Origin of the sequence: Bradyrhizobium australafricanum (genome assembly GCF_020329495.1) — a bacterium.
In the GTDB taxonomy this organism is placed as follows: Bacteria; Pseudomonadota; Alphaproteobacteria; order Rhizobiales; family Xanthobacteraceae; genus Bradyrhizobium; species Bradyrhizobium australafricanum.
This window is the reverse complement of the sequence record NZ_JAGKJL010000110.1, coordinates 1-14,671: the sequence shown is the minus strand read 5'-3', so window position 1 is coordinate 14,671 and position 14,671 is coordinate 1. Positions and strand designations below refer to the sequence as shown.

Sequence of the window (14,671 nt, the reverse complement as noted above, 5' to 3'; positions counted from 1 at the left end):
CATTCGAGGCTGGATGAACTACTATGGTCGGTACTACAAGTCGGCGCTTTATCCGACACTACGCCATCTCGACCGATGTCTCGCGCGATGGGCGATGTCGAAATACAAACGTCTGCGGCGACATCGAAGACGGGCAGAGCACTGGGTACGGGACATTGCGTGCCGCACCCCCACGCTATTGGCCCATTGGCCGATGCTGCACAAGACGGCGGCTGGACGGTAAGAGCCGGATGAGCGGAGACGTTCACGTCCGGATCTGTGAGCGCCTGGGGGTGAAACTCCCCCGGGCGACTCGACGACTGGTGCACTGCCGGACGGAGCGAGAAGCAGAGGCCATTAGGGCGGAGCTTCAAGCGAGGTTGGAGGCGTGCGGACTTCAGATGCACCCGACAAAGACGCAGATCGTCTATTGCAAGGACAACAGGCGTCGGCGAACGTATCCGAGGGTCAAGTTTGACTTTCTCGGATATCAGTTCAGGCCGCGGCAGGTGGCAACGTCACAGCGGAAGGAATTCTTTTGTGGATACACCCCGGCGGTCAGTCCGACAGCTTTGAAGGCCATGCGAGCAACGATCCGAAGCTTGCACATTCCCCGGCAAACGCCGGGGACGCTGGCTGAGATTGCCCAACAGATCAATCCGCTCCTCCGGGGGTGGATAGGTTATTACGGTCGGTTCAGCCGTTCAGCGCTGTTCTCTCTGGTCGACTACGTCAATCAGAAGCTGAAGGCGTGGATCATGCGAAAGTACAAGCGCTTCCGGCTCCACAAAACCGCTGCTTCGCTGTTCTTGCGAAAGCTGGCTCGGGACAATGCGGAGCTGTTCGTACACTGGCAGTTGTTCGGAACGACCACGTTCACCTGACGGGAGCGGTGTGAACCGAGAGGCTCACGCACCGTTCTGCGAGGCCGGGGGTGAAAATCCCGCGGCCTACTCACCCCTGGATCAAGACCAATATGGCGCCACTGCGCGGTTGGGGACCGAGTGGACAGCGGCTCCAAGCATCCGCGCCTTTCGGTCACTGGAAGACCATGACTTTCATCGCAGCGCTGCGGCACGACCAGATCAGCGCACCTTGGGTCATCGACGGCCCCATCAATGGCGAACTCTTCACCCTCTATGTCGAGAAAGTGTTGGCCCCAACTCTGGCAAAAGGTGAGGTCGTCATCCTCGACAATCTTGGCAGTCACAAGGGCAAGTCCGCTCGCAATGCGATCCGCGCCACCGGAGCGCACCTGCTCTTCCTGCCGCCCTACAGTCCCGATCTCAATCCGATCGAACAGGTCTTCGCCAAGCTCAAACATCTGATGCGAGCCGCAGAACCGCGCGATGTCGAGGCAACCTGGCGCAAGGTCGGCGAACTCCTCGACCTCTTTTCTGCACAAGAGTGCGCCAACTATCTCGAAAACTCAGGCTATGTTTCCGTATAAAAACAGCGTGCTCTAGTCGCAAGGCTTGAAGAGGTTTTATCCGAAAAGACTTAATGTCCCGCCAACCGCACCACAGGCTTGACCGCGAACTCGATGTTCCTTCAAATCAATTTTGGAGCGGCTTATTCTTGATCCTCCTGATCGGCTCCGTCAGGCTGACTTCAGGCAAAGCATCAGTCCGCGCTTCGTCGGCTGACGCCCGAAGCGATCTGTCGTCTGCGACGTGCCCTTTAGAGCGGCTGTGATCTTGACGCACGTATGAGTGACGCAGAAACAGCTTTCATGCCGTTCAGTACGACATCGTGCAATGGCCGATTAAGCCCCTCTCTGGTCACGCCAGCTGGCTTGGCGACACTGTGCTCGGGCGACAAGATTGAGGGCATCATGGACTTCGGCGGGGTCGCCATCGGCGACAACAATGTTCAGATACTCTGCGCGCGCCTCCGGCATGCGAAGGCGCTCGGCGTCATCGAACTTCTTCAGTTTGCTGACTTTCACACTCAGTCCTCCAATATCTGCGCGATTGCCTTGGCCTTCCGAACGTCCCTGCTCTGGGTCCGCTTATCGCGGCCGCAGAGCAGAATGACACGACCTTGCCGCCGAATGTAATAAACTCGGTATCCCGGTCCATGGCCGATGCGAAGTTCGCTAACCGCACCTCCGGCCGACCTAGAATCTCCAAAATTGCCGTTTGAAAACAGGGACGCGCGGCATTAGCGGGAAGTTGTCGTGCCCAGAAAGCCGAGCGGCTCATCTTACGCGCGGGCGGGCACTTCGCAGTGGCCGCCGCCGGCGTTCGACATCTTCCTGCCGCCCACGTGAGCTGACCAATCTACCTTCATGATCGTATCACGTCAGCTTTCCGTCAGCTGAACTCGGTATCGGCCTCAGCCCGCCGTTCGTGATGAATGTCCGCGTCGGGGAGCCAGTTTGTTGCGGGTAGGCAGGGCTGTCCCGTCTAGATCGGAGATGAAAGTTTATGCGGGGCATTGATGAGCGCGGCAAACCGTTCATGTCAGAGGCTGGCCGCACCGAGGCCGATAATGCCGATAGTGCTCGCGTTGAAACGCCTGCTGGGCGGGGTGAGGAGCGTCAATCATTCAACTCTGTCGTGGATCAAATGCGCTCCGAACCTGACGATTTGCCAACGTCCTCTTCTGGTTTTGGCGGCGAGCGCGACGCGAGCGCTGGTCTGCCGGAGCGCCCTGTCCGTCCAACTTCCGCTGCCCATCGGATGTTGGCGCAGGCGCTGCACAACGCGACCAGAGCCAACCAGAATCTCCGCTCTTCCTCCAGCACCGGCGCGCTGCGTACCGGTGCAAGATCCTCGTTCGATGATCCGCACACGTCAACCTCCCCAATGCGCGCTCTCCGAGAGGAAGGGCGCTTGTCCGGCAGGGGGGATGGCGCAGGCAGGTCGCGCATCGACGATGGATCCGCGCCGAGCGCTCGTGCTCTGGATTCCTGGAGGCCGGATCAATTCCACGAGCCCGCACAAAATGCGGGCGCAACTTCCGCGCGTTCGGCGGACGAGCCATGGCGTGCCAATCGATTGGACGCAAGCTCGCAAATTGTCTTGCGCGGGCCATATATGAAAGGCGACGCGGATCGTGATGGTGGGGCGTCCGGCTGGCACGTCAATAACAGGCCCTCTCAGGCGCCTGATGGCTCACGCCCTGCGCGGTTTGATGCCGGCCATGGCACACCACAAGGGAACGCAGGCGGCGCGCGTCCGGCAGGCGAACGCTGGCGTGCTGATCGAGCGGAGGAAAGCGCGCGAGACGGCGCGCGTGCTCCCAATGTAGAAGGCCGCTTCGCTCGCCCTGGCGAAGCGCCAGCTTGGCGTATCGATGATATGCCATCACACAACATTGGTGCGGGTCCGGACCGGTTTTACAGAGCCGATGGCGCTGCTCCTGATGGCGATGCTGGCGCCTCACGTTTCTCAGGCAGGCCCTGGCACGGCGATCAAGCCGCTGGGCGCTTCCCGAGCGAACCGCGGCATTCGCATATGGAAGCTACTTTCGGCCAGGGCGGCGGAGCGCAAGGATGGCGCCTCGAGGAGCGATCCGCGCCGTCCAGGGATGGTCGAGGACCTCTGCGAGATCGTGCAGGTCATCGTGGCGCACCGCATCCGGATGCAAGCTCGTCGCGTTCGGACCGTGCCTCGTGGCGTGCCGATCGAGCCGCTGGATCACCGCAAGGTGGCGGCTTGGCCTTGCAATCGCAATTCGCCTCCAATTGGCGCGATGGAGCGTCAGGCTGGGGCATGCCTGCGACGCCCCTTCGCGCCTCGGACTCCACGCAACCCTATCGAGGCAATGTCGCACCAGGCGCCTACGACGGTCTTCCAGGTCGAGGTGGAGAGCTTTGGCGGAGCGATCGAGCGGCCGCCGGCTCGCAGCAAGGTGCGCTCGAGCGACATGCCCGGCCGCTTCCCGGTCGGCAGGACCAGAGGGACGGATTGCATCCTGACGCTGCGCCTGCGCAGCAGAATCCGCAGCGGCCTTATGATGTTCCCGGTGGCGCAGCTTACCGAGGGGCTACTGACACGCGTCCGCAAGAGCAGCCCTGGCGCACTCAGGGGCGCCTCGACCCCGAGCAAAGAGGCCGGCTTGCACCCCATCCTCAATCGGTCGCAGGATCAGGTGGCGAACCTGGATGGCGCGCTGACAATGCCACAGGCCGGAACGTTGGGCATGTAACATCGCAAGCTCATTTCAGAGATTCGGACGACCTCAATGCCGCGCTCGCAGAGATCGCCGGCGCTCGCAACATCGATGCCTTCTCGCGTGCCGTGGTACGTCACGGCAAACAATTCCGCGGACAGGAACTCGCCGAATTCCAGCAAAAAGCGGCCGCACATTTCGAGACGCGATTTGTTCCGCAGCTCGAAGACAACATCGGCTCTTCATGGGCCTACGCAATGGCATGCAACGCGGTCAGCCGCGCAGGTGAGGCCGGAGCAAATGCTTGCAGAGCTCTGGCGGCTCGCCTATCGCGCCTTGACAATGATCATATGAAACAGGTCGCCCCCGGAGCCCTCTCCCTGTTTGCTTCGTCCTTTGGCCGCCACTCCCGGGCCATGCAATGTCGCGATGCGACGATCCGGATCGCCGAATTCTGCCGCGATGAGCCAAGGGCGCTTAATAGGTCAAGCAGTCAGGATCTGTCCTTGCTGCTCAACGGTTTCAGCAAGTGGCCCGATCAGGTGCCCTGCCGCGACGCCGCCCTCGTGGTGGCAGGTCATGTTGAGGCCGATGGGTTGACCGATTTTGCCCTGCAACACCTCTCCACCCTGGTGAACGGTTTTAGCAAGTGGCCGCAGGAGCAGGCTTGCGGGCGAGCCACAATTGCGGTTGCGAGCGAACTCGTCCGTCGCGGCGCAAGCGGGCTCTTTCGTGCCGATGAGCAGCAATTGGCGAACCTCGTCAACGGCTTTGGCAAATGGCCGCAAGACGCAGATCTTGGCCACGCCGAAGTCTTGATCGCGGCCCAAATCGATCGTCGCGCAAGCGGCAGGCCCGGTCTGTCCGGTTTTAAGCCAAAGGACCTGGCAATGCTGCTGAACGGCTTCGCCAACAGGGCGGAAGAGCAAGTATGTGTTCGCGCCAGCCGCGAGATCGGCCGGCAGATCGTCTGCCGCGCCGAGCGTCCAGCTCAACTCTCGGATTTTTCGTCCCAGGATCTGTCCAATCTCGTCAACGGATTCAGCAAGCTAACCGGACAAGTACCAACCGAGGACGTTGCGTGCGCGCTAGCCAGTGAGGTTTTTCGCCGCGCCGACCGACCGGCCCGTCTGTCTGAATTCAATCCACAGGACATGGCAAGCCTGGCGAACGGGTTCGCCAAATGGCCGGACATGACGCAAGCGGTCCAGGCAACAAGCGCGATCGCTCGCGAGGTCGTGGACCGCCGCGTCCAGCTCCCGCGTTTTCACGAGCGGGAGCTCGCGAACCTGGTGAACGCCTTCAGCAAGACCATATTGGCGGACGACAATGTCAACCGCGCGGCCACGGTCGAGATCGCAAGGCAGATCGTGGTCCGGGCCGCGCGCGCAGACGGGCTCACCCGCTTTAATCAGCGAGATCTTGCTAGTCTCGTGAACGGCTTTAGCAAATGGCCAACAGAAGACTGTGGCCAGGCGACAGCTTTGATCGCGACCGAAATCCGTCGCCGCGCGACGAGCGTCGACGGGCTCGCAGATTTTAGCTTCCAGCACCTGGCGAACCTGGTGAATGGCTTCAGCAAATGGCCGGAACGGGCAGGTCAAGCCGCAGTGCCGATTGCAACGGAACTTAGCCGCCGCGCCGAGCGCGACAACGGCCTTGCAAATGCAGGTCCGCAGGACCTGGCGAACATCGTGAACGGATTGAGCAAGTGGTCAGGCGAGCTGAGCTCCCATTCCATGGCCGTCGCCCTTGCCAGCGAACTGCGCGATCGCGCTGGCCGGGGCCGCGGACTGTCTGATTTTTGTGAGCAGCACCTGGCAAATCTGGCGAACGGCTTTTCCAAGTGGCCAGGACAGGCCGCTCGCCCAGCCCTGGTTTCGATCGCCACTGAACTGGTCAGCCACCGCGCCAACTCGCTCGCTCGCTTCAATAGCCAACATTTGTCAATGCTGGTGAACGGGCTAAGCAAGCTGGAAGACGATAACGACTGCGCACAGGCGACAGCTTTACTGGGCGGCGACCTCGCACGCCGCGCGGCTGGCGCGCGCGGGCTCACTGAATTTTCCCCGCAAGGACTTGCAAACCTCGTGAACGGGTTCAGCAAGTGGCCACGCGAGAGGAACTGTAGCGAGGCCATGTTGGCAATCGCGGCCGAAATCTGCGGCCGCGCCGGCCGGGGTGATGGGCTGTCCGGCTTTACGCAGCAAAATTTGCGGAATCTTGCGAATGGTTTCGGCAAGCTGGAACATGAACGCTGCGGCGAGGCGACAGCTGCTATCGCCCGCGAGATGATGCGCCGCGAGGGCGGACTGTCTGACCTTGAGCCATTGGCGGTCGCGACCCTCGTGCATAATTTTGCCAAATGGCCGGAAGAGGAGGCGTGCCGGCAGGCGATGATCGAGATCGCGCGCAGCTTTGGTAGCGGAGCGCGGCGATTTAATGCATTCACCACGGCAGAGCTCGGCATGGTTGCCAATGCTCTGGCGCGCTGCACGATGGAGGCCGAAGACCGTGGAGAGAGCGATCAAGCCGCTCTTCTGAAGAACCGCCTGCACAAGCTCGCGCACCATCTGTACTATGCGAATGATCGCCTGCAGCAGGCTGGCGTTCTGAGCATTGCCAACATTTTCAAAGCCTTGGGTAAGGCGCGGCTGTTTGACGATCTGTCCTTGCTGGCGCCGTTGGGGTTGACCAGGCTCGCGGAACTGAGCACCGGTGACGATTTTGCCACCGAGCATAACCTCGAGATCATGGGTCACCTCAGTGTCGCTGTGTTGCCCCTGGCACGCAGCTCGCAGAAGCAGCTGCGCTGGCACCGCAGGCAAGCGCTGAACCTGTTGAACGACATTCAAGGCGTCACGCAAGACAAGATCGCGGCGCATCTGGCAGCGACCGATGCAGAGCGGATCCGCGGCCCACACGCGAGCCGCACCCCCGCTTTGTCGATCTATCAGGTCCTTAAAACCCGTGTAGTGCTGGAGAAGCTTTATCGACGCCCCTATGTCGAAGGCGACCAATCGGATTTGCGGATCAGGCAGCGGGAGCTGGAGCGCGGGACCAGAGAGATCCTGCGCAGCACACGCGATTTGATTGAGCGCGATCTGTCCAATATGAGCTGGAACCTGATTGCGGACATCGAGGCGGATAACCCGCTCGATGCGCTGGATTCGTTCCTGGAGCAGAATGTCGCAACGGTCCATGCTCAACGTCCTGCCGCGAGATTCAACGCCCACCAGGTGTTGCGCGACATGGACCACGAGCCGCGTCCACCGCAGGGCAATGCCGGACTGATGCAACTGCCGGTCGTGGACATGCGGGGGCAGCCCCTGACCATGGAGTCGGAAGTACGATATTCGGTCTTTCATCGCCTGACGCAGGGGAAAGTGCCGGTGGTCGCGGTGCAGCTGCCTGGAAAACCCAGCAGCTTCATGTTGACCCGCACGCTCGCAGTCGATGGCGTGCCGTATCGGATGGATCTGTTCGGCGGCAGTAAGCTCAAGCCGCCGCGATTGACCTTGGCGCAGGTCGCAGCGCGCGCGCCAGGCGGACGGCGGATCGAGCAGACCGGTGGCAAGCTCCTGGCAATCCCGTATGCCGACACCGCAATGGGCACGGATTTCGAGCAGCTGTCGCGCGCCTGGGGGCCATTCAAGGAAGCTTACTTTTATACGCAGCGCAGGGGATTTGCGGGCTCACCATCCATCAAAGGTCTCACGCCCCAGGACAGCGTCCTCGAAGGCGCTTTCAAAATCTCCCTTCTCCCCGACCGGCCTGCCGAGCGGGGTCATCCATTCGCGCTCGTTGGACCGCAAGGTCCAATCGCGTTGCGACCGCATGACGGCACAGGATTCATCAAGACCTCACTGGCTGAGAAAATGCGCGCCGTTTGCCGCGCCGGCGACCAGAATGGTCCCGATCGCCTCCCAGCCTATGCCGAGGGCAAGAGAGCATCCCTGCCTGCCTCGGCGCTGCATCATTATCCTCGCAGCGAGACCGTCGCGGAGGAGGCAAGAGAGAAGGCCAGGATCTGGCTCAAGAGCAGAGACAACAAGGAACTCACGTCCGAGGAGCTCTATCGGACCGTGACGGCCGCACACATCGATGCTCCCGCCGCAATTGCCGTCCCCTCGAGCGATGGGCGTCTGCATGTGCCGACTATCAAGAGCGACACCTTGGCGGGCACGACGGGCGTGCTGGTCGGGCGATCGCCGTACGACAAGCCGAACCTGCGTCCATTTTCAGCTGAGCAGGTCAGATCGGCAGCCGATGGGGACCCGACGGCGGCATTCCTCGATCGGTGCGTTGCCATCCAATATAGCTTGAATGTCGCCCAGAAATCGCACGACGAACTGGTCGCGGACGATCCGACTTTCTTTGCAAAAGGCTTGCTGATCGTGGTGCCGGACGAGATCTGGCCAGCTGACTTTGCCGACCGCGACCTCGTCATGTCTTCCGAGGACGTCAAGATCCATTCGAGCTGGACGAGCGGCAAGGACCGCGCGAAACAGGACACCGCGCTCGAGACCGTCGGTATCCTGCAGGCGACCGAAGTATTCGCGCCGGGCTCGCTGGTTGGCGTGCCGCCTGTCGAACAGAAACGCCTCGATGGCGATTTCGACGGAGACGCCGTCATCATCGTCGGTGACCGTCCCGCGCTCTATCAGCATGTGCGGCAATTCGATCAGGAGGAGCAGGCGCGTGGCGTGCGTTCGCTCAAGCCGCCGAAATCGCACACCCCCGCGATCAAGGACAATCGGTATCAATTCAGCCGCGCGAGCCAAATCCTCGCCGCCACGCAGGGTATGCTGGAAACCTATACCGGCCTATTGCGAAGCTTTCTGGGGCAATCGCATGAAGCGCGCCACTGGTTTGCCGAGCGTGCCTTGTTCGGCACCTACGAGGGTGTTCACCACGAATTCAAGCGCGAGCTGCGTGAGCTGCTGGACCAGGAACAGGCGAACCGGACCGATATTGAGGGCAAGCTCGACCGAGCGAGAGCGGAGATCAAGGCGGCACGCCATCCGGTCGCCCGCGAAATGGCCGATCGGCTCATTGCCGACCTCGAAGCCTGGGAGCAATCCTTGGGTGCTGCGCACGACGGGCCGCCTGACGCAAGGCTGACATTAAGTGCGGAGCTGTGCGAACTGTTCCCGGATCTGGCGGAGACTTACCCGGCAGCTGTTCAGCCGCGAGAGCGCATCCAGCTTCTCGTCGACAACTATCCCGCGCGTATGCATCCCTTGCCCGATGGTTACGTTGCCGACGACCTTGTCAAAAGCGCGAACAACTTCCTGAGCCTCGGCGTCAAGGTTGGCACCGACGCCTATAAATCCGATACGGGTGCTCGGCTGTACGCGGCCAAAAGCAAACGTCTGCAGGAATTGCTGCAGGCAACGCCGACACCGAAATCGGTGCCTTATACCAAGAGCATGGCGGCCCATCTCAACCGCGGCAGATTGGACGTCGAGGCGACGTTGGCCGATCTGAAGGACAATCCGACGCTGGCAGCCTCCGTCATGGAGGCCTCGATCAGGCTCAGCGTGGAAAGCGGTATTCTGCCCGAGCCGTCCGACGCCCGGCCTGCCGCCCAAGACGGCGCGATGATTACGCTGAGCCGCGAGGAGGCCGCCGTACGCGCCAGGCGCGAGACGGATCGGGCAAGACGCGAAGATGAGGCGATCACGAAAACAGTCCGCGATGTCGTGGCGAACTTAGAGGAACAACACGGCATTCAGGTGAATCTGCCGCATGATCAGCATCGCCTGCGGACCGACCAATCATTGACGGACCAACTCACCGGCAAGAGCCTCCCCTCCAGCACCACCTCACAGCTGATCAGCAACGCCGTACGGCATGTTTTTGAAATCCCTGACGGCGATTTTGCAACGGGCTTCAGGAAGGCCGTGCTCGCCTTTGATGAGCAGGGTTATACCGAGCTCAGCACAACCAATTGGTTCAGGGCGCGAAATCCGACCTATGTCGGGATCAAAACCGTCTTTGCAACGCCTGAAGGTTACCGCTTCGAGGTTGAGTTCCATACACCAGCCAGCTACCAGGCCAAGCTTGCCAATCACGATACTTACAAGATGCTGCAGCGAGGCAGCAGAGGGACGATGGATCAATCGAGGGCCGAGCACCTCGTGCAGCGCGCAAGGCAGATCGTCAACCAGGTTGCTGTTCCCGATCAGGCGACGAGCATCCCGAATTGGGAAGCAGACGCAGACGGCACCGCTGACGCCAGCGCGGTCCTTGCATTGCGAAATGCCCAGCCCAAGATGCCCAAGCGTTCTCCCATGGCCGGACAAATCGTTGCGGCCTTGGGCGAGAGGCCGATCGTGCTCGTCGGCATGATGGGCGCTGGGAAATCCTCGATCGGCAGCAAGCTTTCGAACCTGCTGGGCCTCGATTTCGTCGATTCCGACAAAGTGATCAAGACCAGGGCCGGCAAAGAGATCAACGAGATCTTCAAAGACCATGGCGAGCAGTATTTCAGGGATCTGGAAGAGGGCGAGATCCTGCAACTGCTCGAGCGAGGGCCCGTGGTGCTCGCAACGGGCGGTGGCGCCTTCATGAGTGAGAAGATCCGCGACCGCATCCTCGAGAGGGGGATCTCGATCTGGATCAATACCGATCTGGACACCATCACGAAGCGCTTGGTCAAGGACAAGACGCGTCCGCTGCTGCAAACCGATAATCCAGAAGAGACGATCAAAGAGATGATGCACGAGCGCGCTTCTGTCTATCAAATGGCCGATCTGAAAATTGACCCAGCGGACCGCAAAATCAACAAAAACGCAGATGCACTGTTGGATAAGCTCCATGCGAAGCTCAGCAGTGGCCTTGTCCGCGCACCAGATTGAGCGGGTGGCATAGCGGCCCTAAACGCGAAAAGCGTCCCGGTGACGTGATCGGCGCCGCCGTCATGATCGGCAAGATCGCCACCGGCGAGATAGACGATATCACTACGGGAGGACGGCAAGAATGCCGCCGCCGTGGCTCTGGGTCGCAAAGCTCGGGCTGAGGGCTTGCCTGCCAAGCGCCGAAAAGAGATCGCGAAAGAGGCCACTAAAAAGGCGTTGGGAGAAGTAATATTTAGCCCAATGACGAAGGTCCCGCCTAGGCGGTGCCTTCAAAATTTAAGCGTATGCGCGCGCAGTTCGTATTGAGCCGCCAGGGCGTCAATTGGAATGTTCCACTCCTTGCTAATGGTGCGGATCATTTCCAGCGTTAGAGGTCGAATTCGGTTCAGTATTTCAGACGCGCGATTGTGCCCGATAAGATTGCCGAGTTCGGCTTGAGATTTGTCCATAGACTCGATCGCAAAATGGAGAACGTTCACCGGGTCGCCGTGTGCGGTGGAGAAGTGCCCGTCCTCGTATTCCTTAATGAGTGAAGAAAGGACTTCGAAACGATCGCCATCGGGCGTGCCAGGAGTGGGCTCTGCCTCGAAATAACGGGTTACTTCGCGGATGGCCCAGTCATAGTCCTGTTCGTTGTGGAGAGGCTTTACATCCATCATCACACAGTCTCCGCGTTGATCCCGTCGTACTCTTCGTGCGTGCCTAGACTTTTTTGTAAGAAATAAGAAGCTACAGCCTAATGTCTGAGGAATTGTGTTAGGTTGCGGCCTAATATCCACGCTGCGTTATTAGGCTGTATATGAAAAATGAAACGGACAGCGCGCTCGCGCCCGCCTTGATGAACGCATGGCGCACGTGAAGCCAGTTGAGCGTTTCTGCCGGCCCCCGAAGGGGTGGATGCGCGCCATCCGCGATGCGCTGGGCATGAGTGGCGTCCAGTTCGCGCGCCGCCTCGGCGTACGGCCGCCCAGCGTCGCGGCCATCGAAGCCTCGGAAGAGAGCGGCACGATCCAGCTCAAGACCTTGCGCCGTGCGGCTGAAGCGCTTGATTGCACCCTCGTCTACGCCCTCGTCCCTAACGACTCGCTTGAGGGCGCCGTGCACACGCGCGCGCGCAATAGCATTGCGTGACCTCGGTCGCGTTGCGCATACAATGAAGCTCGAAGCGCAGGAAACGCCTGACAGCACTACCGGCGCACATCTCGAAGCGTATATCCGGGACAAGATCGAGGAGCGGAATCTCCGGGATGAAACGTGACAGACCTGTTTCGGGAACTCAACGACGCAACGCCTCTCGATTTGGCACTACGCGGCGATCTAATTCAGACCTGGATCACGACCGCCGATCTCAAGGAGGCTGAAGAGGAAAATATCGTCCATGGCGCTGCATGGAAGCGTCGTCGCCGCGCCGCGCTTCTGCCAGTGGGCCCCAAGGTAGACGAGGGGGCCGTTTCGTATGATTACGGTGACCTTATTTGTGTAATCCTATGGTAACCTTGGCGTTATCATTGTGTTCTTGATTTGTTCTGCGTGTTACATTAGTTTTTTGACGATCGCAGCCTCGAAGACGTTGTCTCAAACTGGTGGACTGGCATTGCGCGGGAATCGACGTGTCGAACGCGACTGATTAGGGTTGACCCATGAACCTTCTTGCACGAATGAACGATGGCCCGGCTGTATCATCCGTTTCGCCGCGCCGAGAGCTAGGCGCGTACGAAGCTCTTTGGCTTGAAAAAGGTACAACCTTCAAAACCATCGCCGAGAAGTTTGCAGCAGACCCGACTGCCGTGCCATCTGATTTCGTGTCGGCATCGGTCGCCGATGCGCGCGCCGCGGAAGTCTTGACGGCGTTGAAGAAAGTTGGAGTATCCCGCTTCGGCACCAGGCTAAATCTCACGGGCAATTACCCCTCCAAGCTGCGGGACGCGAAGCATCCTGTGGAGATGCTGTATTTCCAAGGCGCTTGGGAACTCGTAGAGACACGGTGCGTCGCAGTCGTTGGGAGCCGCAATCCGAGCGAAGAGGGGGTGCGGCGCGCGGCGAAGATTGCTCGAGCGCTAGTCGAGCGCGGCTTCAGCGTCGTTTCGGGACTGGCAACCGGCATTGATACAGCTGCTCATTCGGCCGCAGTTGAAGCCAAGGGCCATACCATCGCTGTGATCGGTACACCGATCGGGACCTATTACCCAAAGGAAAACCAAGGTCTGCAGCGCAGGATCGCGGAGCAGCATCTGCTCATCTCTCAGGTGCCAGTGCTCAGGTACGCCAGTCAGCACGTCCCGCAGAACAAGCTGTTTTTCCCTGAGCGGAACATCACGATGAGCGCTCTCACCGAGGGCACCATAATCGTGGAGGCTAGCGACACGAGCGGGACTCTCACGCAGGCTCGCGCCGCCCTTCAACAGGGTCGCAAGCTGTTCATCCTCGATTCTTGCTTCAAGCGAGACGACATCACCTGGCCGGCAAACTTCGAGAAGCGGGGCGCGATCCGTGTCCGCGACCTCGCCGATATCTGGGGCGCGTTAGGTAATGGCACGCCTGCTCCAGCAAATTGACGAGACCAACCGGCGAGACCACTGGTACCTCGATGAGGACGATGATTGTCATTACCTCTATGAGTACACGGCCGGCAAGGGGTGGCGCGGCGGCGACACCAATCAGCTGATCCATAATCTTCAGAAGAAGCGTAACGATGGCGGTCACCAATACAAGGCCCCGGCGATTGCCAGATGCGCTCGCGACCTGTCTGCGGTCTTGAACGCTGAATGGTTGGCCCAGGCCACGATTGTTCCGATACCACCGTCGAAGGCGAAGACCGACCCTGCCTATGATGATCGGATGGTGCAGGTTTGCAGAGCGATCCGCGCCGCGACCCCGCCGGACGTCCGGGAGCTGGTCGAACAGATCGCCTCTATGGACACGTTCAAAGGTGGCAACAGGAGGTCTCCGGCGGAGCTCAAACAGAATTACAGGATTGCGGAAAACCAGCTGCAAAACCTGCGCGGTATCGTCGGCGTCGTGGACGACGTCCTTACCACGGGCTCCCATTTCAAGGCCGTCAAGGAGTTGATTTTGGAGCGCGCGCCGCAGACACGCGTAATCGGTCTTTTCGTCGCCAGACGCGCGATTCCGAACCCGTTTGGCGAAGTCTCTATCGATGAGTTGTTGAGGTAAAGATCCGTGCCGGTGCTTATAGCCTGTCTGTCGCAAGGCGGCTACTTTGGGGCCTCTGGTGAACAAGCGCACGCAACTAGTGTCCCGAATCCGAAGTTCGCATCATTTGCCGCACCTTCGGAGCGAACTTCGGATTCGATAAGGAAAACTAGCAAATTTATGATTCTAGTGTGCTTTATGAATGCGAAGTTCGTGAAAGCAGTTGCCGCGAAATCGCACGAACTTCGCGTTCAGCACACTAGGTGGTGTGGACTCTAAGGATTCCCTTTTAGGAGCAAATCAGATTCAAGGCTGCTTTTGGGGAGGCCGCCTTGGGTGTGATGGACCGTTTGGTATTGAGCGACGCGGCGTGGGAGCGGATGGCGCCGTTGATCATAGGGCGGCCCGATCAGAAGGGCTCGACCGGGCGCGACAACCGAATGTTCGTTGAAGGAGTGCTGTGGATCGTGCGTACAGGGTCTCCCTGGCGCGATCTCCCGGAGGTCTTCGGCGATTGGAACAGCGTGTTCCGGCGCTTCAGCCGATGGAGCATCAAG

General features: G+C 60.1%; 11 protein-coding genes and 2 pseudogenes. 10 read left to right on the top strand and 3 right to left on the bottom strand.

Features of this window, described 5'->3' with window-relative positions; genetic code table 11:
• The first annotated feature begins 13 nt into the window (after nt 1-13).
• The 3 genes and pseudogenes from J6525_RS44070 to J6525_RS44060 form a co-directional block, all read left to right on the top strand.
• Complete coding sequence (locus J6525_RS44070) at nt 14-223, top strand: group II intron maturase-specific domain-containing protein (protein WP_225649324.1); 210 nt, start codon at nt 14-16, stop codon at nt 221-223.
• A 157-nt stretch (nt 224-380) separates the two neighbouring features.
• Complete coding sequence (locus tag J6525_RS44065; RefSeq protein ID WP_225649323.1) at nt 381-863, top strand: group II intron maturase-specific domain-containing protein; 483 nt, start codon at nt 381-383, stop codon at nt 861-863.
• A 77-nt stretch (nt 864-940) separates the two neighbouring features.
• Nucleotides 941-1,429, top strand: a pseudogene (locus tag J6525_RS44060) (IS630 family transposase); the annotation flags it as partial.
• Nucleotides 1,430-1,744: 315 nt separating this feature from the next.
• On the opposite strand, the gene J6525_RS44055 reads toward J6525_RS44060, so the two are convergent.
• Complete coding sequence (locus J6525_RS44055) at nt 1,745-1,927, bottom strand: helix-turn-helix domain-containing transcriptional regulator (protein WP_225649322.1); 183 nt, start codon at nt 1,925-1,927, stop codon at nt 1,745-1,747.
• Between the two features lie 2 nt (nt 1,928-1,929).
• Nucleotides 1,930-2,067 (bottom strand): addiction module killer protein, encoded by a 138-nt coding sequence (locus tag J6525_RS44050; RefSeq protein WP_312010063.1) that lies wholly within the window; start codon nt 2,065-2,067, stop codon nt 1,930-1,932.
• Between the two features lie 1,266 nt (nt 2,068-3,333).
• Between J6525_RS44050 and J6525_RS44045 the strand changes: the two genes are divergently transcribed.
• Nucleotides 3,334-4,134, top strand: coding sequence for a hypothetical protein (locus J6525_RS44045; RefSeq protein ID WP_225649321.1), 801 nt, complete (start codon nt 3,334-3,336; stop codon nt 4,132-4,134).
• Between the two features lie 314 nt (nt 4,135-4,448).
• Complete coding sequence (locus J6525_RS44040; RefSeq protein WP_225649320.1) at nt 4,449-10,961, top strand: shikimate kinase; 6,513 nt, start codon at nt 4,449-4,451, stop codon at nt 10,959-10,961.
• A 269-nt stretch (nt 10,962-11,230) separates the two neighbouring features.
• Here the strand turns inward: J6525_RS44040 and J6525_RS44035 are convergent, their stop codons facing one another.
• Nucleotides 11,231-11,620 carry a helix-turn-helix domain-containing protein gene (locus J6525_RS44035; protein ID WP_225649319.1) on the bottom strand — a complete coding sequence of 130 codons (390 nt, stop codon included), beginning with the start codon at nt 11,618-11,620 and terminating at the stop codon, nt 11,231-11,233.
• Between the two features lie 187 nt (nt 11,621-11,807).
• Here J6525_RS44035 and J6525_RS44030 point away from each other — a divergent pair.
• From J6525_RS44030 to J6525_RS44010, 5 genes and pseudogenes are all read left to right on the top strand, one after another.
• Nucleotides 11,808-12,219: pseudogene (locus tag J6525_RS44030) on the top strand (mobile mystery protein A).
• Nucleotides 12,216-12,455: a hypothetical protein gene (locus J6525_RS44025; protein WP_376708657.1), complete on the top strand. Its 240-nt coding sequence runs from the start codon at nt 12,216-12,218 to the stop codon at nt 12,453-12,455. Before J6525_RS44030 ends, J6525_RS44025 begins: the two are co-directional and overlap by 4 nt.
• Nucleotides 12,456-12,601: 146 nt before the next feature.
• On the top strand, nt 12,602-13,516 hold the full coding sequence (locus tag J6525_RS44020; protein WP_225649318.1) for a DNA-processing protein DprA: 915 nt from the start codon (nt 12,602-12,604) through the stop codon (nt 13,514-13,516).
• The gene (locus tag J6525_RS44015) at nt 13,491-14,135 is read left to right on the top strand and encodes a hypothetical protein (protein WP_225649317.1); all 645 of its coding nucleotides are present in this window, start codon (nt 13,491-13,493) and stop codon (nt 14,133-14,135) included. Before J6525_RS44020 ends, J6525_RS44015 begins: the two co-directional genes overlap by 26 nt.
• A 320-nt stretch (nt 14,136-14,455) precedes the next feature.
• Nucleotides 14,456-14,671: transposase (locus tag J6525_RS44010; protein WP_225648926.1), on the top strand; the 216-nt coding region annotated here is incomplete at its 3' end.

Coding starts and splice junctions, on each gene's coding strand:
- J6525_RS44020 (WP_225649318.1), top strand. CDS start 12,602: ATGAACCTTCTTGCACGAATGAACGATGGCCCGGCTGTATCATCCGTT.
- J6525_RS44035 (WP_225649319.1), bottom strand. CDS start 11,620: ATGATGGATGTAAAGCCTCTCCACAACGAACAGGACTATGACTGGGCC.
- J6525_RS44045 (WP_225649321.1), top strand. CDS start 3,334: ATGGCGCTGCTCCTGATGGCGATGCTGGCGCCTCACGTTTCTCAGGCA.
- J6525_RS44040 (WP_225649320.1), top strand. CDS start 4,449: ATGAAACAGGTCGCCCCCGGAGCCCTCTCCCTGTTTGCTTCGTCCTTT.
- J6525_RS44065 (WP_225649323.1), top strand. CDS start 381: ATGCACCCGACAAAGACGCAGATCGTCTATTGCAAGGACAACAGGCGT.
- J6525_RS44070 (WP_225649324.1), top strand. CDS start 14: ATGAACTACTATGGTCGGTACTACAAGTCGGCGCTTTATCCGACACTA.
- J6525_RS44015 (WP_225649317.1), top strand. CDS start 13,491: ATGGCACGCCTGCTCCAGCAAATTGACGAGACCAACCGGCGAGACCAC.